Here is a 23,612-nt window from a genome sequence, read left to right on the forward strand (position 1 = left end):
CGGGGAGCCGGGGTCACCCGATCGGTTAATTCATCGGTCGTTGATTTATCCGGCGAGCAGGATCATCATGAGCGCATGGTGCTCTCCAAACGGGTCGCCCGGTTCAACCGCGTCGCGACCAACCAGGTTCTCAAGCACGTCGCCGGCTGGGCGCCCGGGTTCGCCATGGTCGTCCACAAGGGACGGAAGTCCGGACGCGAGTTCCGCACGCCGGTCAACGTCTTCCGCACGAAGGACGGTTTCGTGGTCGCGTTGACCTACGGCCCCGGCGCGGACTGGGTGAAGAACGTGCTCGCCGCCGGCGGCTGCACGCTGGTCTTCCGGCGGAAAAACATCACCGTGCACGGCGCCGAGCTCGTGCATGATGAATCACGGCAGGCCGTGCCGGTCCCGATCCGGCAGGTCCTCGGCTTGCTGGAGGTCAACGACTTTCTGCTGTTGAAAAGGGAGTAAAGATGCTCGAGGGGGAGCTCGTCCGGCTGCGCGCGCTGGAGCCGGAGGACGCCGAACGGCTGCACCCGTGGACCGCCGACCCCGAGGTCGGCCGGTGGATGGTCAACGAACACCCGTTGTCGCTGGCCCAGGTGCGCAAGCGCTGCGAAGAACGCCCGCTCAACACGTACGAGAAGGTCGTCCTCGGCATCGAAGCCAGGGCCGAGCGCAAGCTCATCGGCGTCATCGACCTGCGGGACGCCGAGCCCGAACTCGGCGAGGCCACGCTCGACGTCTACATCGGCGATGCCGAGTACCGCGGCGGCGGCTACGGCACCGAAGCCCTGCGCCTGCTGTGCCGCTACGGCTTCACCGCGATGCGGCTGCACCAGATCACGCTGTGGGTGGTCGCCGAGAACGAGGCCGCCCGGCACGTCTACCGCAAGATCGGGTTCGTCGAAGAGGGCCGCCACCGCGAATCGTTCATCGACGCCGACGGCGAGCGGCACGACATGATCCTGATGAGCATGCTCAAGGGCGAGCTCAAGTGAGCAGCCGGCGTGGCGCCTTCCGCCGCCACGCCTCTTCGAGCAGCTCACGCAGCTGATCGACGTCCACGCGGTCCAGGTCGACGATGATCGAGCCGTGGCCGTCGTAGTGCGGGGTCGTGAAGAAGGCCGCGTCGCCGGAATCCAGCAACGCGGCCTTCTCGTCGTGCCCGCACCACAGGACCAAGCCGCCTTCGGCCTCGGTGCGCAGCCGCGCGAACCCCTTGCCCGCCACCTTCAGCGCGGGCGTGCGATACCACGTCGAGGCCTCGACCTCCGGTAGCCCGGAGGCGAGGCGCACGACGTCTTCCCAGGTCGTCATGGGTTCATTGTCGACCCGGTGTCTTGGAGAAAGCGGACCTACGGCAGGCGGGTGATCCGGTCCGCCGCGGGCGGGGCCAGGTTCGGGTGGGCCCCCAGGTACTCGATCAGCGCGTCGAGGTCCACCGGGCCACCGGACAGGTTCGTGCCCTTCGTGAACTCGGTGAAGCCGTCCCCGCCGGCGGCGAGGAAGTTGTTCACCGACACGCGGTACGACGCCGCCGGGTCGACCGGCGTGCCGTTGATCGTGATCGCCGAGATCCGCGAGCCCTGCGGCGCGGACGCCGAGTAGCTGTAGTGCAGCGAGCTCGAGAGCTGCAGGAAACGGGTGACCGTGCCCTGCCACTGCTGCTCCAGCACGTTCTTCAGGTTCGCGCCGGTCAGCGTGATCGTCTGCATGATGTTCGCGAACGGCTGGACGGTGAACGCCTCGCCGTAGGTCACCACACCGTCGCCCTCGCCGTTCGGCGACGACTTGTACGTCAGGTCGGCGCGGATGCCGCCCGGGTTGGTCATCGCGACGACCGCGTTGTTCGACTGCGTGCCCGCGAGCTGCGCGTCGGCGATGACGTCGCCGAGCGACGACTCACCGGCCGCGTTGGCCGCCGCCGGCAGGTCCGCGGTGATGGTGCCGACCTGCCGGTTCGCGATCGGCGCGGCCTTCGTCTTGGCGTCGGCGACCAGCGCGGCCACGGCCGGGTCCGGCGTGACCGTGCGGGTGACGATCTCGTTGAACGCCTTGGTCTGCGAGCGCACGACGTCGCGCGTCTTGCGGCTGATCTTCAGGTCCACCACCGACAGCAGCCTGCCGAACGACGAACCCTGGATGACCGGCCGCGGCTGGCCCGCCGGGTCGTTGATGACGCAGTTGTACTGCTGGTGGCTGTGCCCGGTGAAGAGCGCGTCGACCTTCGGCGTCACCGCGGCCGCGATCGCGGCGGCCGGGCCGGGGCGCAGCTTGCAGTCGTTCGGGCCCTCGACCTCGGTGCTGTCACCCTGGTGCAGGAGCACGACCTGGGCCTTGACGCCGAGGAAGTCGAGCAGGTTCGCGGTCCGGTTGATCGCTTCGACCTCGTCGCCGAACTTCAGGCCCTTGATGGCCTCCGGCGTGACGACGGTCGGCAGGTCCTCCAGCGTGGCGCCGATGACGCCGATCGGGACACCGCCTTCGAACTTGACGGTGAACGGCAACAGCGCGGGCAGGCCGTTGGTGAAGTACACATTGGACCCGATGAACGGGAAGTTCGCACCCTTGAAGGTCTTCTCGAACTGGCAACCGTCGGTCGGGTGGCAGCCCCCGAACTGCATGCGCTGCAGCTCCTTGTAGCCCTCGTCGAACTCGTGGTTCCCGACGACGGACGTGCTGACGCCGAGGGTGTTCAGGAAGTCGATGGTCGGCTCGTCGTGGAACAGCGCCGAGATCACCGGCGACGCACCGATGTTGTCACCGGCGGACACGACGAACGAGTTGGCCACCTGCGCCCGCAGCTGCTTCACGTGCGTGGCCAGGTAGGCGGCCCCGCCGGCGTCCACAGTGGTCCCGTCCGACTGCACCACGCGGCCGCTGGAGCCGGACGGCGGCTCCAGGTTGCCGTGCAGGTCGTTGAACCCGATGATCCGGACGTCGGTCGTGGGGTCCGGGCGCTGGCCCGCGGACGCGGGTGCGGTGGTCACCGCCGTGGTCGCCAGCGCGGCCGCGGCGAACACCGCGAGCCGGGTCGAAAGCCTCATGAGTGTTTCTTCCTCCGATTCGCGCCCAGGGTCCCCGAACGGGCGCACGGCGGAGGATTCTGCCTCCCGGAGGAGGCCGTTGCCAGGGGCAAAAGACGGACGTAAAGCGAATGTCACCTAACGGCTTCCGTCGAGCAGCACCCGCGCGACGAGTTCCGGGTCGTCGTTCATCGGCACGTGCCCGCAGCCCGGCAGCAGCCGGAAGATCCCGTGCGGTGCGACTTTCCGCAGGTCGGCGACGCGCGGGCGGGCCAGGATCCGGTCGCGCTCCGCCCAGGCGACGGTCACCGGGACGTCGGTGACCGGGCCCGTGAAGCGGAAGTCACCGCGGGACTGCGCGGCGGTCGGCTCGAAGCCCGGTGCGGTGGCGAGCGCGCGGGCGTCCTCGACGACGTCGTCGGGCGTCAGCCGCTCGGGCCGTCCGACGATCATCCCGGTCAGGGCGCGCCGCCCGGACGCCGTCGCGGCGATGCGGCGCACCACGTGCGGCGGCGTGCGCTGGGCGAGCGCGCGGTGGGCCCGGAGCGTGGCGATCGCGTAGGCCTTCTGGGTCCGGGTCCACAGCCCGGCCGGCGACAACGCCGTGACGCTGCGGACCAGCCCGGCCTGCCCGAGGGCCAGCGACAGCAGACCGCCGAGCGAGTTGCCGGCGACGTGCGGCCGGCCGAGTCCGAGGTCGGTGAAGAGCTCCTTGAACATCACCAGCGCGGGCTCGATGCCGTACCCGCCGGACGGCTCGGGCGACTCGCCGAAGCCGGGCAGATCAACGGCGATGACGTCACGATGGGCGGTGAGCAGCGGCAACACCGGCGCCCACGCCTGGCGGCGGTGCCCGATGCCGTGGATCAGCACCAGCGGTTCGCCCGTGCCCGCGCGGTCGTAGACAACGTCGTCCATGGCCCGAGCGTAAGGGGCGAACGGCAGAACCTACAACCGTCGGTAACAGTTACTCTGCGTCCGGACGGACCCGGCTGCCGCTGTCGGCCGAGCGCTGGACGGCGTCGAGCACCCGGTGCACGCGCAGGGCGTGCGCGAAGTCGGGCAGGTCACCCTTGAGGTGCCGGGCGTACGCGTGCGCAACGTTGTAGGACGGCTCGGCACTGCGCCCGGCCAGCTGCGGCAGCTCGTACCGCGCCGGCACGGTGAGCTTTTCCAGCGTGCCGGTCCGGCTGCCGCGCAGCGTCAGCTTCGCGATCCAGAACAGCGGGTCCGCGGCCTCGACGACCAGCGTGCCCTCGGTGCCGTTGATCTCCCAGTGGAAGTTCGTCGCCGGCGACGTCCCGCCGCGCACGTGCAGCGACGCGACGGCACCCCCGGTCAGCACCCCGGTGACGGCGATCTGGTCCGGCGCGGTCATCTCGACGGAGTCGCCGGTGACCTCGTCGCGCACCCGCGGCCGGACGGTCGCCATCGTCGCCGAGAACTCCGCGAAGCCGCCGAGGACCATGGCCAGGGTGTCGACGGTGTGCGCGAACGGGATGGTCAGCATGGTCGCGCCGCCCTCGGGCCGCAGCTGGTAGTCCCGGCCGGCCCGCACGCTCGGCCCCCAGTTCCCGCCGGACGCGATGAGCGACGTCGACAGCACGCGGCCGACGTAGCCGTCCTTGATGAGGTCGCGCAGGTAGCGCAACGCCGGCGCCGACCGGCCCTGCAGGCCCACCGCGGTCGCCTTTTCCCGGGCCGCTTCGGCCAGCGCTTCGGTTTCGGCCAGGCTCACGCCCAGCGGCCACTCGCTCAGCACCTGCTTGCCGGCGGCCAGCGCGGGCTCGATCAGCGCCCGGTGCTCGGGCACCTTCACGGCGACCACCACGAGGTCGACCTCCGGGTGCCGGGCGAGCTCACCGGCGTCGCCGAAGGTCAGCGGCACGCCGTACTTCTCGCCGGCGACCCGCGCCGACTCGGCGCTGCTCCCGGCGAGCGCGCGGAGTTCGTAGCCGTCCACCGCGGCCAGCGCGGGCACGTGCGCGGTGGCGGCCCAGCCGCCGTTCGCGCTGAGCCCGACGATGCCCACCCGGACCGGTGCCATGAGCGTTCCCTTCGTTGCCTGCACAACACCCCGACGTGCCGAGCGTCGTGCTCATTCCCGTATCGGCGCAAGCCGCATCCGGTTACGTCCGCATGACTTCGATCACCAATCGGCCGTCCCCGGATCGGTCAAGTGGCCGATGCGGGCCCCGGACCGCCGGACTCTTCGACCGAAGCGGCCCCGGGGCCAAGATCCATAACGTCGACGGCATGACGAACGCACAGCTCACGGCCCTGCAGGACGGTTTCACCGGGTTTCTCGCGCTGTGGGTCGTGGTGCTCGTCCCGCAGCTGATCACCCAGCTCGCCCGGCACGGCGGCCTGCGGCTGCGCGGCCTCGCCACCACCGCGGCGGTGCTGCTCTACGGCTGCATGACCCTCGCGGTCGTCTTCCTGCCGCTGCCGGGCCCCGGCACCCGCCGGCTCAGCCAGACCGTGCAGCTGCACCCGTTCCAGTGGATCGCCGACATCCACACCGAGCTGCTCAAGCACGGCGGGTCCTGGTTCATGACGCAGACGTTCCAGCAGGCGTGCTTGAACGTCCTGCTGTTCGTCCCGCTCGGGGTGTTCGCGCGGATCCTGTGGTGCCGGGGCCTGACCGGCACGGCGCTGATCGGCTTCACGGCGTCACTGCTCATCGAGATCACGCAGCTCACCGCGAACTTCGGCACGGCGCCGTACGTCTACCGCATCTTCGACGTCGACGACCTCATGAACAACACGTTCGGCGCCGGCGTCGGCTGGGTGTTCGGCGCCCTGCTGCTGACCCTGCTCCGCAGCCGTCCTTCAACGGTCGGCGTGCAGCCGGCCCGGCGCGAGCGGGTCCACTTCGCCGAGACGCGCTAACCGGGCTTTCCGCTGCAGCGCCGCCCGCTTGGCGGCCCGCCTGTCCTCGAGGACGACGACGAGCACGGCGACGGCCAAGACCAGCGCAACCAGCCCGAGGACGATCGGAAGCTGCACAAAATCCTCCTCGGTACGGCGCTGTGCGGGAGATCACACAGGTTACGCAGGTCCGTGCCGGATTCGCTACCCCCGGCTACCGGGCGCCGGTCCGGGGTTGACCGGAAACTGGACGGGTGAGCACCCGACCCACGAAGGACCAGCTGGCCGCGGCCCAAAACGCCACCATCCCCGACGTCATCGCGCCCGGTCTCGACGTCCTCTTCTGCGGCATCAACCCCGGCCTCTACTCCGGCGCGCTCGGTCAGCACTTCGCCCGCCCCGGCAACCGCTTCTGGCCCGCGCTCCACAACGGCGGCTTCACCCCGCGGCGGTACTCGCCCAGCGAGCAGGACAAGCTGCTCGACCTCAAGCTCGGCGTCACGAACGTCGTCGCCCGAACCACCGCCCGCGCCGACGAACTGACCGGCGACGAGCTGCGCGAAGGCGGGAAACTGCTGGTCGCGAAGGTGCTCAAGTACCGGCCGCGGTGGCTCGCCGTCGTCGGCATCACGGCGTACCGGACCGCGTTCGGGTTCCCGAAGGCGCGCGTCGGGCGGCAGGACCACCGGATCGGGGACACCCGCGTGTGGGTGCTGCCGAACCCGAGCGGGCTCAACGCGCACTGGACGCCGGCCGGGCTGGCGGTCGAGTTCGCCGAGCTGCGGACCGCATCCGGCGACTGTCGAAATCGTTGAACGAGCTGCGGGCCACCCTCAGTAGCGCCAACTGCCCCATCGGGCCCCTTCCCGCCCCGACGAGCCATCTCGTCAAGATCCACTTCTACCGAAAGTTTGCTGTGACCGGCGGATTGGGCCATGAGGGGGAGTTGCCGTCATGAGCTGCGCAATCGCGACTCGTACCAAGCAGGAGAAGTCGCTTCCGGCCGGACCCGGCAGGGGGACCGGACGGTGCCGGAGACGTCCGGCACCCCAGGAGCGACGGCGCAGAGACGGAGGCCCGCGATGCACGGCATCGAGCCCACCCGCAGGCCCACTGGGCCGGCCGGCCCCGGTGGGCGCAGCCTGGGCGTGGCGGTCGTCGACCCCGTCCCGATCTTCCGCGACGGCCTCGCGGCGCTCGTCCACCGCAACCAGGGGCTGCACTGGGCCGGGCAGGCGGCCAGCCACCACGCCGCCCTGCAGCTGTGCGAGCAGGTCAAGCCGGACGTCGTCGTCCTCGACTCGGCGCTCGACCCGAACTGTCACCTGACGAAGCTGCTCAACGCCGGCGACCCGGCGCTGATCCTGGTCACCCTGATCCGTGACGCGAATCGCACCCAGCAGTACCTGGCGGCCGCGATCGCCGCGGGCGCGCACGCCATCGTGCCGCGATCGATCGATTCACGACGACTTGCCGAAGCGATCCGGCGGGCCCACACCGAACGCCGGTACATCGACCCGGCACTGGCCGCCCTGACCGCCCGGCCGAAGCGCGCGAGCGCGCCGAAGGGCGACCTCGCGCACGACAGCCCGCCGGCGCCACGCGGCGCGATGCCGCTGTCCAGGCGCGAATACCAGGTGCTCCAGCTGGTCGCCGAAGGGCTCGAAAACTCGGCGATCGCGAAACTGCTGTTCCTGTCCGTCGAGACGGTCCGGACCCACGTCAAGAGCATCCTGCGCAAGCTCTCCGCCCGGGACCGGACACACGCCGTGACGATCGCCTTCCGCGGCGGGATCCTCGTCGCCCGGCCCGAAGACGGGTACGTCCCGGTGACGGCGGACACAACGGCGATCCCGGAGCACCGCTGACCTCCGTTCCCCAGGAAGAACCCCACAATCGGGGGGATTTCCGATACTCGGAAGTGCGGATCTGCTTGCTCCAGTTACCCGCAGGTAATATCCTGAAGTTACCGGCGAGTAAGGCGAACGTGTGCCCGGCCGGGGAGCCGAACACATTGGAGTGACGACATGGGCCACTACAAGAGCAACGTCCGAGACCTGGAGTTCAACCTCTTCGAGGTACTCGGCGTGCAGGAGCGCCTGGGCAAGGGTGTGCTCGCCGAATCCGACGAAGAGACCGCGCGCGGGGTGCTGTCCGAGCTGAACAAGCTCGCGACCGGGCCGCTCGCCGAGTCCTTCGCCGACGCCGACCGCAACCCGCCCGTGTACGACCCGAAGACGTTCAGCGTCAAGATCCCCGAGTCGTTCAAGAAGAGCTACAAGCAGCTCCTCGACGGCGAGTGGTGGCGCCTCGGCCTGACCAACGACCTCGGCGGCTTCGGTCTCCCGCCGACCGTGCAGTGGGCGGCGTCCGAGCTCATCCTCGGCGCGAACGCCCCGCTGTTCATGTACCTGGCGGGCCCGAACTTCGCGATGATCGTGAACAAGAACGGCACCGAAGAGCAGAAGCACTGGGCCCAGCTCATGATCGACCGGGCCTGGGGCGCCACGATGGTGCTGACCGAGCCGGACGCCGGCTCCGACGTCGGCGCGGGCCGCACCAAGGCCACCAAGCAGGAGGACGGCTCCTGGCACATCGACGGCGTGAAGCGGTTCATCACCTCGGCCGAGCACGACATGAGCGAAAACATCATGCACCTGGTGCTCGCCCGTCCCGAGGGCCCCGGCATCGAGACCCGGCCGGGCACCAAGGGCCTGTCGCTGTTCCTCGTGCCGAAGTTCCACTTCGACTCACAAACCGGTGAGCTGGGCGAGCGCAACGGCGCCTTCGTCACCAACGTCGAGCACAAGATGGGCATCAAGGCCTCGACGACGTGCGAGCTGACCTTCGGCCAGCACGGCACCCCGGCCAAGGGCTGGCTGCTCGGCGAGGTGCACGACGGCATCGCGCAGATGTTCCAGGTCATCGAGTACGCCCGGATGATGGTCGGCACGAAGGCCATCGCGACGCTGTCGACGGGTTACCTCAACGCGCTCGAGTACGCCAAGGAGCGCGTCCAGGGCGCCGACCTGCCGAACATGCTGAACAAGGCCGCCCCGCGCGTCACCATCACGCACCACCCGGACGTCCGCCGCTCGCTGATGCTCCAGAAGGCGTACGCCGAGGGCCTCCGCGCGGTGTACCTCTACACGGCGTCCTTCCAGGACCAGCTGTGGACCGGCGAGGGCGACCTCAAGCTCGCGCACGGCGTCAACGACCTGCTGCTGCCGATCGTCAAGGGGGTCGGCTCCGAGCGCGCCACCGAGCAGCTCGTGCAGTCGCTGCAGACGCTGGGCGGGTCCGGCTTCCTGCAGGACTACCCGATCGAGCAGTACATCCGCGACGCCAAGATCGACTCGCTGTACGAGGGCACCACGGCGATCCAGTCGCTGGACTTCTTCTTCCGGAAGATCGTCCGCGACAAGGGCCAGTCGCTGGCCTTCGTCGCCGGGGAGATCACCAAGTTCATCGAGTCCGAGGCGGGCAACGGCCGGCTCAAGAACGAGCGCGCGCTGCTCAAGCAGGCCCTCGAGGACACCCAGGGCATGCTCGGCTCGCTGATCGGCTACCTGACCGCGTCCCAGGAGGACCCGCAGAGCATCAACAAGGTCGGCCAGCACACGGTCCGCCTGCTGATGTCGGTCGGCGACCTGCTCATCGGCTGGCAGCTGCTCAAGCACGCCGAGGTCGCCATCGGCAAGCTCGACGCGGGCGCGTCCGCCAAGGACGTCCCGTTCTACGAGGGCAAGATCGCCTCGGCCTCGTTCTTCGCGAAGCAGGTGCTGCCGGAGCTGACCGCCCGCCGCGCCATCGTGGAGGCCGCCGACAACGCGCTCATGGAGCTGGACGAAGCCGCGTTCTGATCAATGTGTTCGGCCGAAGGACCCCTTCCTGACAGGGAAGGGGTCCTTCGGCGTTTCGGCCCGCGATCGCCGGGGAATTCCGTCTTCGAGTTCGCGGGATCCGAGTGGCCGGACCCGCACCGAGAGGAGAAGCGATGACTGTCGCCGGCATCATCAGTGCCATCATCGTCGGGTTGATCATCGGCGTTTTGGGCCGGCTGGTCGCTCCCGGCAAGCAGAACATCCCGATCTGGCTGACCATCCTGATCGGTATCATCGCCGCGTTCATCGGCACGGCCATCGCGCGGGGTCTGGGCTACGCCGACACGAACGGTATCGACTGGCTGGAGATCCTCACCCAGGTCGTGCTCGCCGCGCTCGGCGTCAGCATCGCCGCGGCGGCCTACGGTCGTCGCGGGGTAACCAGGTAACGCTTTCGGCTGACGGCCCGGCCGGTTCACCCTCGGGTGAACCGGCCGGGCTTTTCCGTGCCTACCGCCGGGCCGACGCGCGCGCCAGCGCGACGGCGAACCCGACGCCCACCACCAGCAACGCCGCCGCGCAGATCATCGTCGTGGTGATGGCGTGCGCGGACGAACCGACGGCGAGGGTCAGGAAGAGGCTCCCGAACGTCGCCACGCCCACGACCTGCCCCAGCTGCAACGTCGTCGTGAGCAGGCCGCTGGCGTCCGCCGCGCTTTCGAGCGGGACGTGGGTCAGCGCGTGCGCCATCAGGGAACCGAACGCCAGGCCCATGGAGAGGCCGAAGAGCAACAGCGCGGCGAAGAAGAGCACGCCGCCGGTTCCGCCGTCCTTCAGGCTCAGGCCGAGCAACGTGTACGCGACCGCCGACCCCGCGTAGCCGCACGGTGTCAGTGCCGCGTGGACGCGTTCGGGCAGCTTGTGCCAGAAGAACCCGCACACGCCGAAAACCACCCCGCCCGGCGCCATGGTGAGCCCGGCGGCCAGCGCCGTCTCGCCGAGGCCCCCCTGCAGGTGCAACGCCACGCAGAACAGGAAACCGCCGTAGGAAGCGACCCCGGTGGCCAGCGCGGCGAGTCCCGGTGCGACACCGCGGATCTTGAGCACGCCGAGGTTGACGAGCGGGTCGCGCACCCGGCGTTCCACGACCACGAACAGCGCCGCCAGCAGCGCACCCGCCGCGAGCGAGCCGAACGTCCACACCGGCCAGCCGGTCTCGTGCCCGAGGACGAGCGGCAGCACGACGAGCACCACCGCGGGCACGGCGAGCGCGAGGCCGGCGACGTCGAGACGGCGGCCCGCTTTCGCCGCGCCGCCGGGCACCAGCCGCAGTGCTAGCGCGGCGACGAGCACCCCGATCGGCACGTTCACCAGGAAGATCGGCCGCCAGCCCGCGCCGAAGAGGTCCGCGCCGACGAGCACCCCGCCGAGCACCTGGCCGGAGACGAACGCGACGGAGATCACCGCGGTGTACGCGCTGAGCGCCTTGGCCCGCGCGGGCCCGCTGAACTGCGCCTGGATGACGCTGATGACCTGCGGCATCATCAACGCCGCCCCGGCGCCCTGGGCGATCCGCGCGACGATCAGCACACCGGCGCCGGGCGCCAGCCCGCACAGCAGCGAACAGACGGTGAAGGCGACGACGCCGGTCACGAACAGCCGTCGCCGCCCGAACAGCTCGCCGAGCCGGGCGCCGGTGATCAGCAACATCGCGTAGCCCACGGTGTAGCCGGAAACGACGAGCTGCAGCGCGGCGCCGGACGCGTGCAGGTCGGTGCGGATGTCGGTCATGGCGACGTTCACGACGGTGACGTCGAGCAGCGCCATGAACTGGCCGAGCAGCAGGACGGCCAGCATGAACCACGGCCGCCGGTCCGGCCGGGCGGCCCGGTCCGGGGTGGCCGTGGCAGAGGTGGTCAGTGTCATGCCTCTGACCTTGGGACTCTTCGGTTCCGGGCGGAGAGAGCCTGGGGATGCTGGTACCGGGAGCACCCGTTTCCCCGAAATTGTCGTACCCCTCCGGCACCATGTCGGCATGACGTCAACGCAGGTCCACACGAGCCGCCGGGAGGAACTCGGCCAGTTCCTCAAGGCGTGCCGGGCGCGGATCGGCCCCGAAGAGGTCGGGCTGCCGCCCGGCGTGCGCCGTCGCACGAGCGGGTTGCGGCGGGAGGAGGTCGCGCTGCTCGCCGGCGTCGGCGTCACCTGGTACACGTGGCTGGAGCAGGGTCGGCCGATCAACGCGAGTGCGCAGGTGCTCGATGCGGTGGCGCGCACGCTGCGGATGGACCACACCGAGCGGGAGCACCTGTACCGGCTGGCGGAGCTGACGCCATCCCGGCTGCCGTCGTCGGTCGAAGTGGTGCCGGACGCGGTGCGCGAGGTGCTGCGCGCGCTTGATCCGCTGCCCGCCACGGTCGTCAACGGCCGGTTCGACGTGCTGGAGTCGAACGCGGCGCAGAACGAGCTGTTCTGGGAGTGGCACAGCCTGCCGTGCCTGCACAAGAACCTGCTGTGGTGCTGTGTCACCGAGCCGAACGCGCGGGAGTTCCTGCTGAACTACGACGACGAGGTGCCGCACATGGTCGCGCGGATGCGCGCCGAGTACGGCAGGCACGTCGGCGACCCGGCCTGGGAAGAGGACATCCGGCGTCTGTCGGCGTTGTGCCCGGAGTTCGCCGAGCTGTGGGCGCGGCAGGAGGTGGCGGAGCCGCGGCCGCGGGTGCGGGAGTTCCAGCACCCGCGGGCCGGGCGGCTGAACTTCCGGCTGACCGAACTGGCGGTCTCGGAGGCGCCGGGCCTGCGGATCCAGGTGTCCACTCCGGACGACCCGTCGACGTGGGCGTTGCTGCCCCGGACTCGCCTGGAGGGGCCATGACGTCACTCGATCTGAGCGATCGAGGGCTGACGTCGGTGCCTTCGCTGCCGGACGGCGTCACGCGGCTCGACCTGTACAAGAACTCGATCTCGGAGGTGCCCGGGGCGCTGTGGTCGTCGACCGGGCTGCAGGTGCTTAACCTCGCAGCGAACCGGATTTCTTCGCTGCCGCCGGGCATCTCGGCGCTGACGTCGCTGCACACGCTCGACCTGGCGCACAACCGGTTCGACTCACTGCCGGACGAGCTGGGCGAGCTGTCCGGGCTCACCGAGTACCTGTACATCAGCGACAACCGGCTGACGAAGTTCCCGGCTGCCTGGTGCCGGCTGGGCAAGCTGCGTTATCTGGGGTGCACGGACAACCGGCTCGCTTCGCTGCCGTCGGACCTCTCGGGGTTCGCGGCGCTGCGCGAACTCCGGCTCTACCGCAACGAGCTGACGGCGCTGCCCGAGTCGATCGGCGCTCTGAGTGCGTTGCGGGAGCTGCACCTGCGCGGCAACCGGCTCACCGCGCTGCCGTCGTCGATCGGCTCGCTGAGTGAGCTGCGTCAGCTGGACCTGCGGGAGAACTCGTTGACGACGTTGCCCGCGTCGCTCGCCCGCCTGTCCAAATTGGACAAGCTGGATCTGCGGTGGAACAAGCAGCTCCGGGAGCCGGCGTGGCTGCGCGACTTCGAGGAGGCGGGGTGCATGGTCCTTCGCTGACAACTCAACAGAGAACGGTCGGACGCGGACCGTAGGTCGCCGTGTGCGACGTCCGCCGGAGCTCGGTGCCGCTCGCGAGGTCGTAGAGCACGCGCGTGTCGGTGACGCTGAAGCCGGACGAACCGATCGAGGGACGGCACGAGCCGGCCCCGCCGGAGCCGAACTGGATCGGCGGCGGGTCGCCGGGCGTCTGCGCCCCGGTCTGGCCCTCGACGCGGAAGTGCCGGGTGCCCCAGATCCGGACCGTCACCGCGTCGCCGAAGACCGTGGCCTGGATGGCGATGCCGGTCGCCGCGTCGTTGGTCAGCTTGAGCTCGACCGGGCTGCCGTCGGGGTTGACGGCCTTGGCGTCGCGGCCGACGGGGTAGCGGTCGAGGTAGTGGTCGTGCTCCAGGTGACCGGCGTCGGCCAGGCCGGCGAGGTAGGCGGCGTTGTACAAAGTGGACGCCAGCTGGGAGACACCGCCGCCGACCACTTCGGCGCCGGTGCCGTCCTCGTTGACCGGGGCGGGCACGTAGCCGGCGTCCGCGGTGCGGGGGCCGGAGCGGCCACCGAGGCTGAACGTCTCGCCGGGCTTGACGATCGCGCCGGACACACGGGCGGCGAGCGTCTGGTTGTTCGTCGAGGCCGGGCCGGTCAGGCCGTCGGTGGTGAACTCGCCGATGACCTCCTTGATGCCGAGCGCGTTGGCGGCGTCGGTGGTCACGCTGGGTGCCGACGCGGTGTAGACGACGGGGAGATCCCGCCCGTCGGTCTTCTTCAGCACGTCGATCAGGGGGAGGAAGGTCTTCTCCCAATCGACCTTGCGGGCGTCTTCGGAGGGTTCGACCACCGGCTGTTCGCTGGTGAAGACGATCTGCGCGTCCTTGCCGTCGGTCTCGGTGCTCAGGAGCTCGTCCTTGAGGGCGGCCTGCAGCTTGCCCTGGTCGATGCGGACCTCGACGGCCCCGCCCTCGACGGCCGCGAACTGGAACGAGCCCGCGATCGCCACGGGCTTGAGCGGAACGACCTTGCCCTCACCGTGCACGACGACCGGCTTCGCCACGGCGGGCACGACGATCTGCCGGTAAGCGGCCTGCACCCCGGCGGCGGTCGCCCGCACCGGCGTGATCACCATGGCCAGCTTGACCCCGCCGGGATCGAGCCAGTGGTCGGTGACGGTGTGCGCGGCGCCGGCCGGATCGGTCAGCTGCTGGCCCTGCCGCGGCAGGATCGGGTAGGCGGTGACCCCGCCGTCGCTGCCCGGGACGGGCGTGAACCCGACCGAGCCTTCGATGGCGGGGTGGTTCAGCTTGCCCGCGGCGAGCTCCTGCACGGCCTGGACGATCCGGTTCTGGTCGGTGCGCGTAGCGACCCCGACCTCGCGGCTGGTGAAGAAGGACATGATCCGCGTGATCGGACTGAGCGGCTGGTGCCCGGCGAGCCCCAAGGTGTTCGGCCAGTCGAGGCCGAGCCCGGACTGGGAGGGAAGGAGTTCGGCCTGCACATCCCCACCGTGCACAACAACGGGCCGAATCAGCCGCGGCTCGAGTTCCCGCCGCAGCTTGGCTTCGGCCTCGGCATGGCTGAGCCCCCCGACATCGATACCGGCCACGGTCACCCCCCGCGGCACATCACCGGCGCTGACGAGCAGGTCGACGGCGTAGAGGATGACGAAGAGCCCGAGAGCGAGCCCAACGGCCATCATGGTCCGGGCGACACCCTTGCGCAGCTTCCGGGCAGGCGTCTCCGGCGCCGGGGGCGGGGCGGGGGTTTCGAGGAGCTCGCCGAGAAGGTCATCGGAGAAGAGATCGGTGGTGGCGGTGGCACCATCAGGGGGCGGGACGACGGGGGGCCAGGCGGGCACGACTTCGGTCGCGGCCTCAGGCGACTCGGCTGTGGCGGTCGGCACCTCGGCGGCCGTGGGCCACTCGGGCACCGCAGCGTTGATCGGCTCCTCGAGCGACCCGGCGATCGGCGACTCCGGCACGGCGCTCGCGGGTTCGGCGAGCAGCGCAGGCGCCCGGGCGGCGGCAGGCCGTTCGGCCACCGCAGCGTTGATCGGTTCGGCAGGCGGCTCAGGCGCCCCGCCCACAGCGGCCGGCACCTCGGCGACTGAAGACCACTCGGGCACCGCAGCGTTGATCGGCTGGGCAGGCGGCTCAGGCGCCCCGGCCGCACCGCCATCGGCCCCAGCGAGCGGCTCGGCCGCGGACGAATCGGCGACAGCGGCAGGCGTCTCCCCACTCGCGGGCCGCTCGGCAGCCACCGCGGTGCGCTCGGTCGCCGTCTCGAGTTCGAGTTCGCGCACGTCGGCGCCCTCGCGTACCTCTTCGTCTGCCACGCGCCTGCCTTTCGCGGGACCCGACCTACAGGTAGAGCCCCGTCCCGTGCTCGGTCCGCTCGGTCGCCACCGCGTGGATGTCGCGTTCGCGCATCACCAGGTGCCCCTCGCCCTGGATCTCGACCTCGAGCTGATCTTCCGGGTTGAAGAGCACGCGATCGCCCGTCTTGACGTTTCGCACACTATTGCCTACGCCCAGTACATCACCCCAGGCGAGGCGGCGCGCGACCTGCGCCGTTGCGGGGATCACGATGCCGCCGCTGCTGCGGCGCTCGCCCTCTTCCGGCGACAGCCGCACGAGGACCCGGTCGTGCAGCATCTGGATTTCGAGTTTCGGACCGTCGGACACGGCCTGCATGTTACCCGCCGGTCCGGGGCGCACCGGCCATGACCAGGCTCAATTCGCGCACCCCGCCGTCCTCGATGCGCACCGGGACGCCCCAGTCCTGCCGGGTGATCCGGCACGCCGGGTGCTCGCCGCCGTCATCGCAGCTCGCGGCCTGCGCGACGACCTGCAGCACGCCCTCGGTGACACCCGGCGCGAGGCGGATCTTTCGATTCAAATCCGTACCCGTCCCGCCGCCTTCGGCCAGCAGCGACGGCGGCGACGCGCTGATCTCGAGCCGGGTCGACGGGCCGAAGCGGTCGTCCAGCTTCTCGCCGGGCGGTGCGGTGAACACCACCGAAAAGTCGATCTCGCCTGGTGCGAGCACTGTCGGCGGCCTGCGTACAGCGTGCGCATCGCCGGTGACGACCGTCGGCTCGGCCGCGGGCAGCGAGCCGATCCGGTTGCCCGCCGACTCGACGACCACCAGCTCGCCGTCGTGCAGCAGCAGGCCCTGGGGTTCGGCGAGCCCGGTCGCGATCGTCGTCACCTGGCGGGTGAAGATGTCGAAGCGGCGGACCGCGCCGTTGTAGGTGTCGGCGATCGCGATCTTGTTGCCCGGCAGCACGGCGAGGCCCAGCGGGTGCTGGAGCAGCGCCTGGTCGGCCGGGCCGTCGGTGTGGCCGAAGGAAAAGAGGTCGATGCCGATCGCGGTGTGCGCGGTGAACGACTCGCCGTCGGGCTCGATCCAGCGCAGCGCCGACGTCTCCGCGTCGACGAGCCACAGCTTGTCGCCGTCCACGGCCAAGCCGGACGTCTGCGCGAAGAACGCTTCGCCGACATCGCCGTCGCGAAGGCCTTCGACGGTCGTCCCGGCGAACCGGCGGATCGTGCCGCCGACCGGGTCGAACACGCTCAGCGTGTGGTTGCCCGCCATGGCGACGACGACCCCGCCGGCCGGCCCCCACCAGGCGACGTCCCACGGGCTCGTGAGGTCGACGTCGACGCCCTTGCCGGAGTCCGGCCCGCTGCGCCACTGCGCGCCGGTGCCGGCGACCGTCGTCACCTCGCCGGTGATCAGGTCGAGGCCGCGCAGCCGGTGCCCGGCGGTGTCGGCGACGACGGCGTGGTAGCCGACGCTCTCGGCGATGTCGTACGGCAGGAGCGCGATGCCCGACGGCTCGGTGAAGGTCGCGACGTCGAACGGCCCGTCCTGACCGCCGCGGGCACCGCTGCCGAAGCGGCGGATGACGGTCTCACCGTCCGAAGCGAACTCGACGATCGCGTGATGCCCGGTGTCAGCGACCAGGACACGTCCCTCGGCGGTGGCGACGGCCTTGCTCGGGAAGCGCAGCTCGCCGGGCTGCTCCTCGACCGGCACGTACGGACTGCCGCCGCGGCGGAGCGTCCCCTTCGCTTCGTGCTTCGTCACCAGGTCCGCGATAACGCGGCGAAGCGCCTCTTCGTGTCCTTCGCCCGCCGCAACGTGCACGACGTACCCCTCGGGGTCGACGACCACCAGCGTCGGCCAGGCGCGGACCGCGTACTGCGACCACAGCTCCATCTTGGGGTCGTTGACCACCGGGTGGTGCACGTCGTAGCGCCGGACCGCGGCTTCGATCGAGGCGCGCTCGCCCTCGTGCAGGAACTTCGGCGAGTGAACACCGACCGTGACCAGCACGTCCGCGAACTCGGCCTCCAGCGGGCGTAGCTCGTCGAGCACGTGGAGGCAGTTGATGCAGCCGCTGGTCCAGAAGTCCAGCAGCACGACGCGGCCACGCAGCTCGGCGAGGGTGAGCGGGCGGCCGCCGGTGTTCAGCCAGACGTCGCCGCGCAGCTCGGGGGCGCGCACGCGGCTCTGCGGTCGTGGAGAAGTCACGGGATGAGTGAACTACAGGCGTTCACGCTCTGTTCCGCGGTCCGCCCGATGAGAGAACAAACTCACCCGGTAGTGGGTCCCCAGGTCAGCGCGAAAAAGGACGCGCGGGCGGGTGAGCCGCCGCTTAGGCTCGGGTCATGACCCCCGTCCAGCCGGCCGGCGCCCTCACTCCGGAGGAGGCGCGGCACCTGCAGGAGAACCTCCGGGAACCCGTGCGTCCCGGGCTGAGCGAAACCGAACTCGACGACGTCGAGCGCCGGTTCGGCTTCCGCTTCGCCGCGGACCACCGGACGTTCCTGTCCGCCGGCGTCCCGATCGGCGACCGCTGGCCCGACTGGCGCTGCGGCAACGCGGAGCAGCTGCGCAAACGTTTGGCCTGGCCGGTCGACGGCGTGCTGTACGACGTCGAGCACAACGGCTTCTGGCTCCCCGACTGGGGCACCCGCCCGGTCGGCCCGGAGGACGCGGTCCGCGAAGCCCGGCGGCGCCTGGCCGACGTGCCGCAGCTGGTGCCGGTGTGCGGGCACCGGTACCTGCCCGGCCTGCCGGGCACGATGGGTTACCCGGTGCTGTCGGTGTACCAGACGGACATCATCGTTTACGGCTCCGACCTGCGTGATTACCTGCACCGCGAGTTCGCGACGGGCGGGATCAGCACAGCCCCACCGGACGGCCCGCGCTACATCCCGTTCTGGTCCCGCTTCATCGATTAGCCTCGGCCGCCCGCTTCAGCCGGGCCAGCGTGGCGGCGATGTTGGCGGTGTTGGCCTGTTCCCGGTCCCAGACGCCGGTGACGGTCAAGGAGGCCACCTTGAACCAGGCGGGCCGCCGCTCCCACATGCTTTCGACGACGACGCAGCCATCACTGGCGGGTTCGAAGTCGTACTGCCAGCGCGCAACGGGCAGCCCGGCCACCGAGGTGACTTCGAAGCCGAACCGCCGCCCGGGCTCGGCGTCGGTGATGGTGGACAGGGTGCTCCACCGCCGGAACCCCCGCCGGTTGCGACCGCGGAACTTGGCGCCGACGGCGGGCCCGGAGGCACGGCCGACCCACCGGTGCCCGGCGTACTCCTCGGCGAGGGAAGCAAGCAGGCCGGGGTCGCTGACCAGGGCGTACACGGTTTCGGGAGCCGCATCGATCTCGATCCGGCCGGTGGCGCTGGGTGCGTTCAAGAGAACCTCCACGCTGAGGGGCATACCGAGGGTATGCCAGCGACCGCCGGTTGGGAACCGGTCCTGTGGGTGCCGGACGAGAGATGTGGACAGCTCCGGCCGGAAACGCTGTTTCGGCCGGGCTTGTCGGACCCGCCGACAGACTGGACTGGGAGTCGCGTTCGTCATCACCGACGCCGCCCGCTCGCTGCCCCACACTCTGCGTCCGATCGGCGTCGGTGACAAAGCCTCGGCGAGCTGGAGGTTCGATGACGTCCTGGCCGGCGAGGCCAATCGGACTCGTAGCCTGCCGACCCGGGGTTGGTCCTGGTCTCGAGCGACGAGCGGGTGCGGTCGCCCGGCGGTGCAGGAAATTCTGTTCCGTTGCGACTTGTGGATGCCGGACGAGTGATGTGGACAGCTCCGGCCGGAAACGCTGTTTCGGCCGGGCTTGTCGGACCCCGCCGATAGACTGGACCTGGGGACGCCCCCCGGAGAGGGTGGGGGCTGGTTGGGGTCCTTCGGGCCGGCCCCGGGCTCAGTTGTCCCGGCGCAACATGCGGCTCACACCAGCAGCCACGGTGGTCGCCAAGATCCAGCCCGACGCCGTGAAACCCGCCGCTACCCAGTTGTCCGGGCCGTGCATGTACCACCGTGACTTGTTGCCGAAGTCCACGATCGGCACCAACAGATCCGCCGTGTAGATCACCGGGTTCCACTGCAGGCCCGTGTCCTGCTGGTTCACCACACAGCGCGGGCCGCTCGCCACCAAGCGGCCGGACTTGTCGTTGATGCAGTCGTCGGAACCCAGGCCGAACCACAGGCTGCCCAGCACCAGCAGCGTGAGCAGCCAGCCGAGTGCGCGGACCGGGCGGTAGCCGTAGCCCACCATCGATCTCTGCAGCCAGCTCCACAGCCGCACCCCGGGGCCGAAGAACTTGAAGCCGCGGGCCAGTGCCTCGTACCTGAACTGCTGCTTGCGCAACGCCACCGTCGAGGCGTGCTCTTCGTTCCCCGCCGCGCGGAGCATGTGCGCGAGCTGGTCGTACGGGCCCGGGCGGTAGCCGCGCATGGCCTTGCGGAGCAGCTCGATGCGGTGGTCGAGGGTCTTGTCGTCGGCGAGGGGGATGCCGTTTTTGAGCGCGTCGTAGCGGAAGTCCTCCAGCTCGATGCCCGCGGAAGCCGCCCAGAACTCCTCGTTGTCGCTCAGCGTTCCGCAGTGCGCCCGGCGCAGCACGATGCGGCCCACCGGGGCGACGCTCGGGGTCAGGATGAACTCGTCCGAGGCGACGTCACCCGCGTCGAGGGCCACCGCGAACGGGGGGAGCGAGCCGAGCTGGGAACCGCGCAGGTCGACGCGGCGGGCGACCTGGGCGCCGTCGAGGTTGACGCCTCCTTCGGCCACGAACGGGCGGCCGTTGTTGTCGCGCAGCGTCAGGTCGCGGCCGACCCGGCCGGTGCGGACGTCCAGCGAGTAACTGCTGGTCGCGCGGCGGCCCGGGTCGGTCAGGCGGGTGCCCGCCAGGTTGATGCTGCCGCCGACGTCCACCCCCTGCAGGCGCAGCGTGCCGTGGATCGTGGCGTCGGTGAGCTGGAAGTTGCCCGCGATCTTCGAACGGCGCGCGGAAAACACGTCCCGGCCCGGGTGGCGGAACATCGAATTCCAGGCCAGGAAGTTGCCGCCCACCGTGACGTCGGCCAGGCGCAGCTGGCCGGCCGGCACGCGCAGGCTCGTCGCCTCGATGTCGCCGCCGATCTCGGTGCCGTCCAGGTGCAGTGCGCGGTCGTAGTACGGCTGCGACTTGCCGCGCTCGACCCGGATCTCGGCGCCGGCCAGGCGCAGCGAGCCGCCGATGCGGGCGTTGACCATGCGCAGCGTGCCCAGCGCCTGCAGGCCGTCCGACAGCTCGACGTTGCCGTCGACGCGCAGCCGGTCGGCGACCAGCGCCGGCCGCGGGTCGATGTACGGGTCGTTGGACTTCCACGCGTCGATCGCGATCGGACCGTGCTGGGACACCGTCAGCTTGGCTTCGCGCAGCGAGATGTCGCTGTCCACCGTCGCGCTCGGCAGGTACATGATCCCGGTGGCGGAGAACCGCTTGCGCTGGCTGGCCGGCCCGTAGTTGTCGACCTCGCACAGCAGGCTGCCGCCGATGTGCAGGCCGTTGCCGTTGAGCGCGAAGCCGTCCGGGTTGTTCAGCGTGGCGCCCGAAAAGTTGACGTTACCGCCGGTCCGCAGGCCGGGGAGCCGGACTTCGCCGTTCGCGACCATCCGGTAGGCCAGCAACGCGCCGTTCAGGACCAGCCGGTCCGCCTGGATCGCCTTGCCGTGCGGGTGCGAGATGACGGTGCGGGTCAGCACCATCGAGCCCTCGATCACCGCGTCGGTCAGGTTGACCGCGGCGTTCGGCATCCCGCGTTCGCGGTCGTCGCCGCGCTGGACGGTCGTCTCTTCGATCTCCCGCCGGTCCCCGTCGACCTGCACGACGCTGCGGATCAGCCGGACGTCGTTGCGGCTGCGCATGTTGCGGGCCTTGAGCCCGGGCAGCCAGCACTTGCGGAACACGAGCCCGAGCAGGTTCGCCTCGCGCACGTCCGGCGGCTGCTCGAACCGGCACCGCTCGAACCGGAACAGGTACTTCAGGTCCGCCGCCCGCAGGTCCAGCGTCCCGGTGATGTAGGCGTCCTCGACGTAGACGATCGGGGCGTTCGTGGCCTGACGCCGCCAGCGCATCAGGCCCGCGTTGCCGGGTTTCAGCAGTTCGGAGGCCTTGACCTCGTAGCGGCGGTCCGGGATGCCCGCGAAGGGGTCCAACGGTGGCAGCGCACTTTCGGTCGACATGCGGGCCTCCCCATCCCTCACCCGCCATCAAGGTAGCGAAGAAACGGCGGAAACGGTGCCGAACACCGTTTCCGCCGCAAGATCCTCAGGCGTTGGGGTTGAGCACCCGGGCAAGGAAGGACTTCGTCCGCTCTTCGCGCGGGTTCCCGATGATCTGTTCGGGCGGCCCCTCTTCGACGACGACGCCGCCGTCCATGAACAGGACCTTGTCCGCCACCTCGCGCGCGAACTGCATCTCGTGCGTGACGACGACCATGGTCATGCCGTCCTTGGCGAGCTGCTTCATCACGCCGAGGACGTCGCCGACGAGCTCCGGGTCCAGCGCGGACGTCGGCTCGTCGAACAGCATCAGCTTCGGCTGCATCGCCAGCGCCCGGGCGATCGCGACGCGCTGCTGCTGCCCGCCGGACAGCTGAGCCGGGTAGTTCTTCGCCTTGTCCGCGAGGCCGACGCGCTCCAGCAGCTCCAGCGCGCGCTGCCGCACCTGGGCCTTCGGCTCGCGCCGGACCTGGATCGGCGCCTCCATGATGTTTTCGAGCGCCGTCATGTGCGGGAAGAGGTTGAAGCGCTGGAACACCATGCCGATGTCCTTGCGCTGGAACGCGACCTCCTTCTCGCGCAGCTCGTGCAGCTTGTCGCCGCGCTGCCGGTAGCCGACGAGCACGCCGTCGACGTAGAGCCGGCCGGCGTCGATCTTCTCGAGGTGGTTGATGCAGCGCAGCAGCGTCGACTTGCCCGAGCCGGACGGCCCGATCAGGCAGAGCACCTCCCGCTCGCGCACCTCGAGGTCGATGCCCTTGAGGACGTCGACGCTGCCGAAGCTCTTGTGGATCTTCTGCGCGGAAACCACGGGGGTCATGTGACGTTCCCTCCGCCCCGGCCGAACACCCTCGACCGCCAGCCGGTCCGCTGGACGACGTCTCGCGAGGTGCCGCGCGCGAAGCGCTTCTCGATCTGGATCTGGATCAGCGTCAGCACCGACGTCATGAACAGGTACCAGGCGGCCGCCGTGATCAGCAGCGGGACCGTCTTGTAGTTCTGCGAGTAGATGGTCTGGACCGCGACCATCAGCTCGAAGTACCCGATGGCCACGACCAGCGACGTCGTCTTCAGCATGGAGATGGTCTCGTTGCCGGTCGGCGGGATGATCACCCGCATCGCCTGGGGCAGCACGATCCGCCGGAGGGTCCTCGTCCGGCTCATGCCGAGCGCGCTCGCCGCTTCCAGCTGGCCCGAATCGACCGACTGGATGCCACCGCGCACGATCTCCGCCATGTATGCGGCTTCGTTGAGCCCGAGGCCGAGCAGCGACGCGGTGAACTGCGTGATCAGCTGGTTGGTGTCCCAGCTGACGAACTCCGGCCCGAACGGGATGCCCAGGCCGAGGCGCGGGTAGGCCAGCGCCAGGAAGTTCCAGATCACCAGCTGCGTGATCAGCGGCGTGCCGCGGAACAGCCAGATGTAGATGCCGGCCGCCCCGGAGGTCAGCGGGTTGGGCGACAGGCGCATCACGGCCAGCAGGATCCCGCCGAAGATCCCGATCAGCATCGAGATCACGGTCAGGATCAGGGTGTTCTGCAGGCCGCGCAGCACCCGGTCGTCGAAGAGGTAGTCCCCGACGACCGGCCACTGCAGAGCGTCGTTCGTGATCACGCTGCGCGCGACGATGAACGCGACGAACAGGATGATCACGCCGGCCACCCAGCGCCCGTAGTGGCGCACCGGGACGGCCTTGATGGACTCGGCGTCGATCGGCGCCTCGGCCGGAGGCGCTTCGGAGGAACTCACGAACTCGTCCTAACT

General features: G+C 70.1%; 23 protein-coding genes. 10 read left to right on the forward strand and 13 right to left on the reverse strand.

Annotated elements, in window-relative coordinates; genetic code table 11:
* Positions 1-75 precede the first annotated feature (75 nt).
* Both Q5425_RS39735 and Q5425_RS39740 read left to right on the forward strand, forming a co-directional pair.
* The gene (locus tag Q5425_RS39735; RefSeq protein ID WP_308677577.1) at positions 76-453 is read left to right on the forward strand and encodes a nitroreductase family deazaflavin-dependent oxidoreductase; all 378 of its coding nucleotides are present in this window, start codon (positions 76-78) and stop codon (positions 451-453) included.
* 2 nt (positions 454-455) lie between these two features.
* Complete coding sequence (locus tag Q5425_RS39740; protein ID WP_308677578.1) at positions 456-983, forward strand: GNAT family protein; 528 nt, start codon at positions 456-458, stop codon at positions 981-983.
* Here the strand turns inward: Q5425_RS39740 and Q5425_RS39745 are convergent.
* From Q5425_RS39745 to Q5425_RS39760, 4 genes are all read right to left on the reverse strand, one after another.
* Entirely contained in the window at positions 976-1,302 is a 327-nt protein-coding gene (locus Q5425_RS39745) for an MmcQ/YjbR family DNA-binding protein (protein WP_308677579.1), read from the reverse strand. The two genes, Q5425_RS39740 and Q5425_RS39745, sit on opposite strands and share 8 nt — an antisense overlap.
* 38 nt (positions 1,303-1,340) lie before the next feature.
* Entirely contained in the window at positions 1,341-3,032 is a 1,692-nt protein-coding gene (locus Q5425_RS39750) for a bifunctional metallophosphatase/5'-nucleotidase (protein ID WP_308677580.1), read from the reverse strand.
* 117 nt (positions 3,033-3,149) lie between these two features.
* Positions 3,150-3,929, reverse strand: coding sequence for an alpha/beta fold hydrolase (locus tag Q5425_RS39755; RefSeq protein ID WP_308677581.1), 780 nt, complete (start codon positions 3,927-3,929; stop codon positions 3,150-3,152).
* A 49-nt stretch (positions 3,930-3,978) separates the two neighbouring features.
* On the reverse strand, positions 3,979-5,058 hold the full coding sequence (locus Q5425_RS39760; protein ID WP_308677582.1) for a Gfo/Idh/MocA family oxidoreductase: 1,080 nt from the start codon (positions 5,056-5,058) through the stop codon (positions 3,979-3,981).
* A 209-nt stretch (positions 5,059-5,267) separates the two neighbouring features.
* Between Q5425_RS39760 and Q5425_RS39765 the strand changes: the two genes are divergently transcribed.
* Entirely contained in the window at positions 5,268-5,903 is a 636-nt protein-coding gene (locus tag Q5425_RS39765) for a VanZ family protein (protein ID WP_308677583.1), read from the forward strand.
* On the opposite strand, the gene Q5425_RS39770 is transcribed toward Q5425_RS39765, so the two are convergent.
* Positions 5,844-6,020, reverse strand: coding sequence for a hypothetical protein (locus Q5425_RS39770; protein ID WP_308677584.1), 177 nt, complete (start codon positions 6,018-6,020; stop codon positions 5,844-5,846). The genes Q5425_RS39765 and Q5425_RS39770 overlap by 60 nt on opposite strands.
* 116 nt (positions 6,021-6,136) lie before the next feature.
* On the opposite strand from Q5425_RS39770, the gene mug reads away from it, so the two are divergent.
* From mug to Q5425_RS39790, 4 genes are all read left to right on the forward strand, one after another.
* Complete coding sequence (mug, locus tag Q5425_RS39775; RefSeq protein WP_308677585.1) at positions 6,137-6,697, forward strand: G/U mismatch-specific DNA glycosylase; 561 nt, start codon at positions 6,137-6,139, stop codon at positions 6,695-6,697.
* A gap of 267 nt (positions 6,698-6,964) precedes the next feature.
* Positions 6,965-7,750 carry a response regulator transcription factor gene (locus tag Q5425_RS39780; RefSeq protein WP_308677586.1) on the forward strand — a complete coding sequence of 262 codons (786 nt, stop codon included), beginning with the start codon at positions 6,965-6,967 and terminating at the stop codon, positions 7,748-7,750.
* Positions 7,751-7,909: 159 nt separating this feature from the next.
* A complete protein-coding gene (locus tag Q5425_RS39785) occupies positions 7,910-9,745 on the forward strand; it encodes an acyl-CoA dehydrogenase (protein ID WP_308677587.1) in 1,836 nt (611 codons plus the stop codon).
* Positions 9,746-9,879: 134 nt separating this feature from the next.
* Complete coding sequence (locus tag Q5425_RS39790) at positions 9,880-10,155, forward strand: GlsB/YeaQ/YmgE family stress response membrane protein (RefSeq protein ID WP_308677588.1); 276 nt, start codon at positions 9,880-9,882, stop codon at positions 10,153-10,155.
* A gap of 61 nt (positions 10,156-10,216) precedes the next feature.
* Here Q5425_RS39790 and Q5425_RS39795 read toward each other — a convergent pair whose 3' ends face one another.
* Entirely contained in the window at positions 10,217-11,632 is a 1,416-nt protein-coding gene (locus Q5425_RS39795) for an MFS transporter (protein ID WP_308677589.1), read from the reverse strand.
* Positions 11,633-11,741: 109 nt separating this feature from the next.
* On the opposite strand from Q5425_RS39795, the gene Q5425_RS39800 reads away from it, so the two are divergent.
* Both Q5425_RS39800 and Q5425_RS39805 read left to right on the forward strand, forming a co-directional pair.
* Positions 11,742-12,584 carry a helix-turn-helix transcriptional regulator gene (locus tag Q5425_RS39800; RefSeq protein ID WP_308677590.1) on the forward strand — a complete coding sequence of 281 codons (843 nt, stop codon included), beginning with the start codon at positions 11,742-11,744 and terminating at the stop codon, positions 12,582-12,584.
* Complete coding sequence (locus Q5425_RS39805) at positions 12,581-13,288, forward strand: leucine-rich repeat domain-containing protein (RefSeq protein WP_308677591.1); 708 nt, start codon at positions 12,581-12,583, stop codon at positions 13,286-13,288. The genes Q5425_RS39800 and Q5425_RS39805 overlap by 4 nt, the downstream gene beginning before the upstream one ends.
* A 4-nt stretch (positions 13,289-13,292) precedes the next feature.
* Here the strand turns inward: Q5425_RS39805 and Q5425_RS39810 are convergent, their stop codons facing one another.
* The 3 genes from Q5425_RS39810 to Q5425_RS39820 form a co-directional block, all read right to left on the reverse strand.
* Positions 13,293-15,413: a VanW family protein gene (locus Q5425_RS39810; RefSeq protein WP_396135363.1), complete on the reverse strand. Its 2,121-nt coding sequence runs from the start codon at positions 15,411-15,413 to the stop codon at positions 13,293-13,295.
* Between the two features lie 223 nt (positions 15,414-15,636).
* On the reverse strand, positions 15,637-15,969 hold the full coding sequence (locus Q5425_RS39815) for a co-chaperone GroES (protein ID WP_013230909.1): 333 nt from the start codon (positions 15,967-15,969) through the stop codon (positions 15,637-15,639).
* A 1-nt stretch (position 15,970) separates the two neighbouring features.
* Positions 15,971-17,788: an NHL domain-containing thioredoxin family protein gene (locus Q5425_RS39820; RefSeq protein ID WP_308677900.1), complete on the reverse strand. Its 1,818-nt coding sequence runs from the start codon at positions 17,786-17,788 to the stop codon at positions 15,971-15,973.
* 164 nt (positions 17,789-17,952) lie between these two features.
* Here Q5425_RS39820 and Q5425_RS39825 point away from each other — a divergent pair, with 164 nt between their 5' ends.
* A complete protein-coding gene (locus Q5425_RS39825; RefSeq protein ID WP_308677592.1) occupies positions 17,953-18,528 on the forward strand; it encodes a hypothetical protein in 576 nt (191 codons plus the stop codon).
* On the opposite strand, the gene Q5425_RS39830 is transcribed toward Q5425_RS39825, so the two are convergent.
* The 4 genes from Q5425_RS39830 to Q5425_RS39850 form a co-directional block, all read right to left on the reverse strand.
* Positions 18,518-18,988, reverse strand: a complete 471-nt coding sequence (locus Q5425_RS39830) for an SRPBCC family protein (protein ID WP_308677593.1) — start codon at positions 18,986-18,988, stop codon at positions 18,518-18,520. The genes Q5425_RS39825 and Q5425_RS39830 overlap by 11 nt on opposite strands.
* 517 nt (positions 18,989-19,505) lie before the next feature.
* Positions 19,506-21,809 (reverse strand): oxidoreductase, encoded by a 2,304-nt coding sequence (locus Q5425_RS39840; protein WP_308677594.1) that lies wholly within the window; start codon positions 21,807-21,809, stop codon positions 19,506-19,508.
* Positions 21,810-21,894: 85 nt separating this feature from the next.
* Complete coding sequence (locus tag Q5425_RS39845) at positions 21,895-22,668, reverse strand: amino acid ABC transporter ATP-binding protein (RefSeq protein WP_308677595.1); 774 nt, start codon at positions 22,666-22,668, stop codon at positions 21,895-21,897.
* Positions 22,665-23,597 carry an amino acid ABC transporter permease gene (locus tag Q5425_RS39850; RefSeq protein WP_308677596.1) on the reverse strand — a complete coding sequence of 311 codons (933 nt, stop codon included), beginning with the start codon at positions 23,595-23,597 and terminating at the stop codon, positions 22,665-22,667. The genes Q5425_RS39845 and Q5425_RS39850 overlap by 4 nt, the downstream gene beginning before the upstream one ends.
* Positions 23,598-23,612: the final 15 nt, after the last annotated feature.

The sequence above is a fragment of the Amycolatopsis sp. A133 genome (genome assembly GCF_031082405.1).
In the GTDB taxonomy this organism is placed as follows: Bacteria; Actinomycetota; Actinomycetes; order Mycobacteriales; family Pseudonocardiaceae; genus Amycolatopsis.

Excerpts from the sequence above, each read along its gene's own strand:
- Q5425_RS39735 (WP_308677577.1), top strand. The coding sequence starts at position 76 with ATGGTGCTCTCCAAACGGGTCGCCCGGTTCAACCGCGTCGCGACCAAC.
- Q5425_RS39740 (WP_308677578.1), top strand. The coding sequence starts at position 456 with ATGCTCGAGGGGGAGCTCGTCCGGCTGCGCGCGCTGGAGCCGGAGGAC.
- Q5425_RS39745 (WP_308677579.1), bottom strand. The coding sequence starts at position 1,302 with ATGACGACCTGGGAAGACGTCGTGCGCCTCGCCTCCGGGCTACCGGAG.
- Q5425_RS39750 (WP_308677580.1), bottom strand. The coding sequence starts at position 3,032 with ATGAGGCTTTCGACCCGGCTCGCGGTGTTCGCCGCGGCCGCGCTGGCG.
- Q5425_RS39755 (WP_308677581.1), bottom strand. The coding sequence starts at position 3,929 with ATGGACGACGTTGTCTACGACCGCGCGGGCACGGGCGAACCGCTGGTG.
- Q5425_RS39760 (WP_308677582.1), bottom strand. The coding sequence starts at position 5,058 with ATGGCACCGGTCCGGGTGGGCATCGTCGGGCTCAGCGCGAACGGCGGC.
- Q5425_RS39765 (WP_308677583.1), top strand. The coding sequence starts at position 5,268 with ATGACGAACGCACAGCTCACGGCCCTGCAGGACGGTTTCACCGGGTTT.
- Q5425_RS39780 (WP_308677586.1), top strand. The coding sequence starts at position 6,965 with ATGCACGGCATCGAGCCCACCCGCAGGCCCACTGGGCCGGCCGGCCCC.
- Q5425_RS39785 (WP_308677587.1), top strand. The coding sequence starts at position 7,910 with ATGGGCCACTACAAGAGCAACGTCCGAGACCTGGAGTTCAACCTCTTC.
- Q5425_RS39790 (WP_308677588.1), top strand. The coding sequence starts at position 9,880 with ATGACTGTCGCCGGCATCATCAGTGCCATCATCGTCGGGTTGATCATC.
- Q5425_RS39795 (WP_308677589.1), bottom strand. The coding sequence starts at position 11,632 with ATGACACTGACCACCTCTGCCACGGCCACCCCGGACCGGGCCGCCCGG.
- Q5425_RS39800 (WP_308677590.1), top strand. The coding sequence starts at position 11,742 with ATGACGTCAACGCAGGTCCACACGAGCCGCCGGGAGGAACTCGGCCAG.
- Q5425_RS39805 (WP_308677591.1), top strand. The coding sequence starts at position 12,581 with ATGACGTCACTCGATCTGAGCGATCGAGGGCTGACGTCGGTGCCTTCG.
- Q5425_RS39815 (WP_013230909.1), bottom strand. The coding sequence starts at position 15,969 with ATGCAGGCCGTGTCCGACGGTCCGAAACTCGAAATCCAGATGCTGCAC.
- Q5425_RS39825 (WP_308677592.1), top strand. The coding sequence starts at position 17,953 with ATGACCCCCGTCCAGCCGGCCGGCGCCCTCACTCCGGAGGAGGCGCGG.
- Q5425_RS39840 (WP_308677594.1), bottom strand. The coding sequence starts at position 21,809 with ATGTCGACCGAAAGTGCGCTGCCACCGTTGGACCCCTTCGCGGGCATC.
- Q5425_RS39845 (WP_308677595.1), bottom strand. The coding sequence starts at position 22,668 with ATGACCCCCGTGGTTTCCGCGCAGAAGATCCACAAGAGCTTCGGCAGC.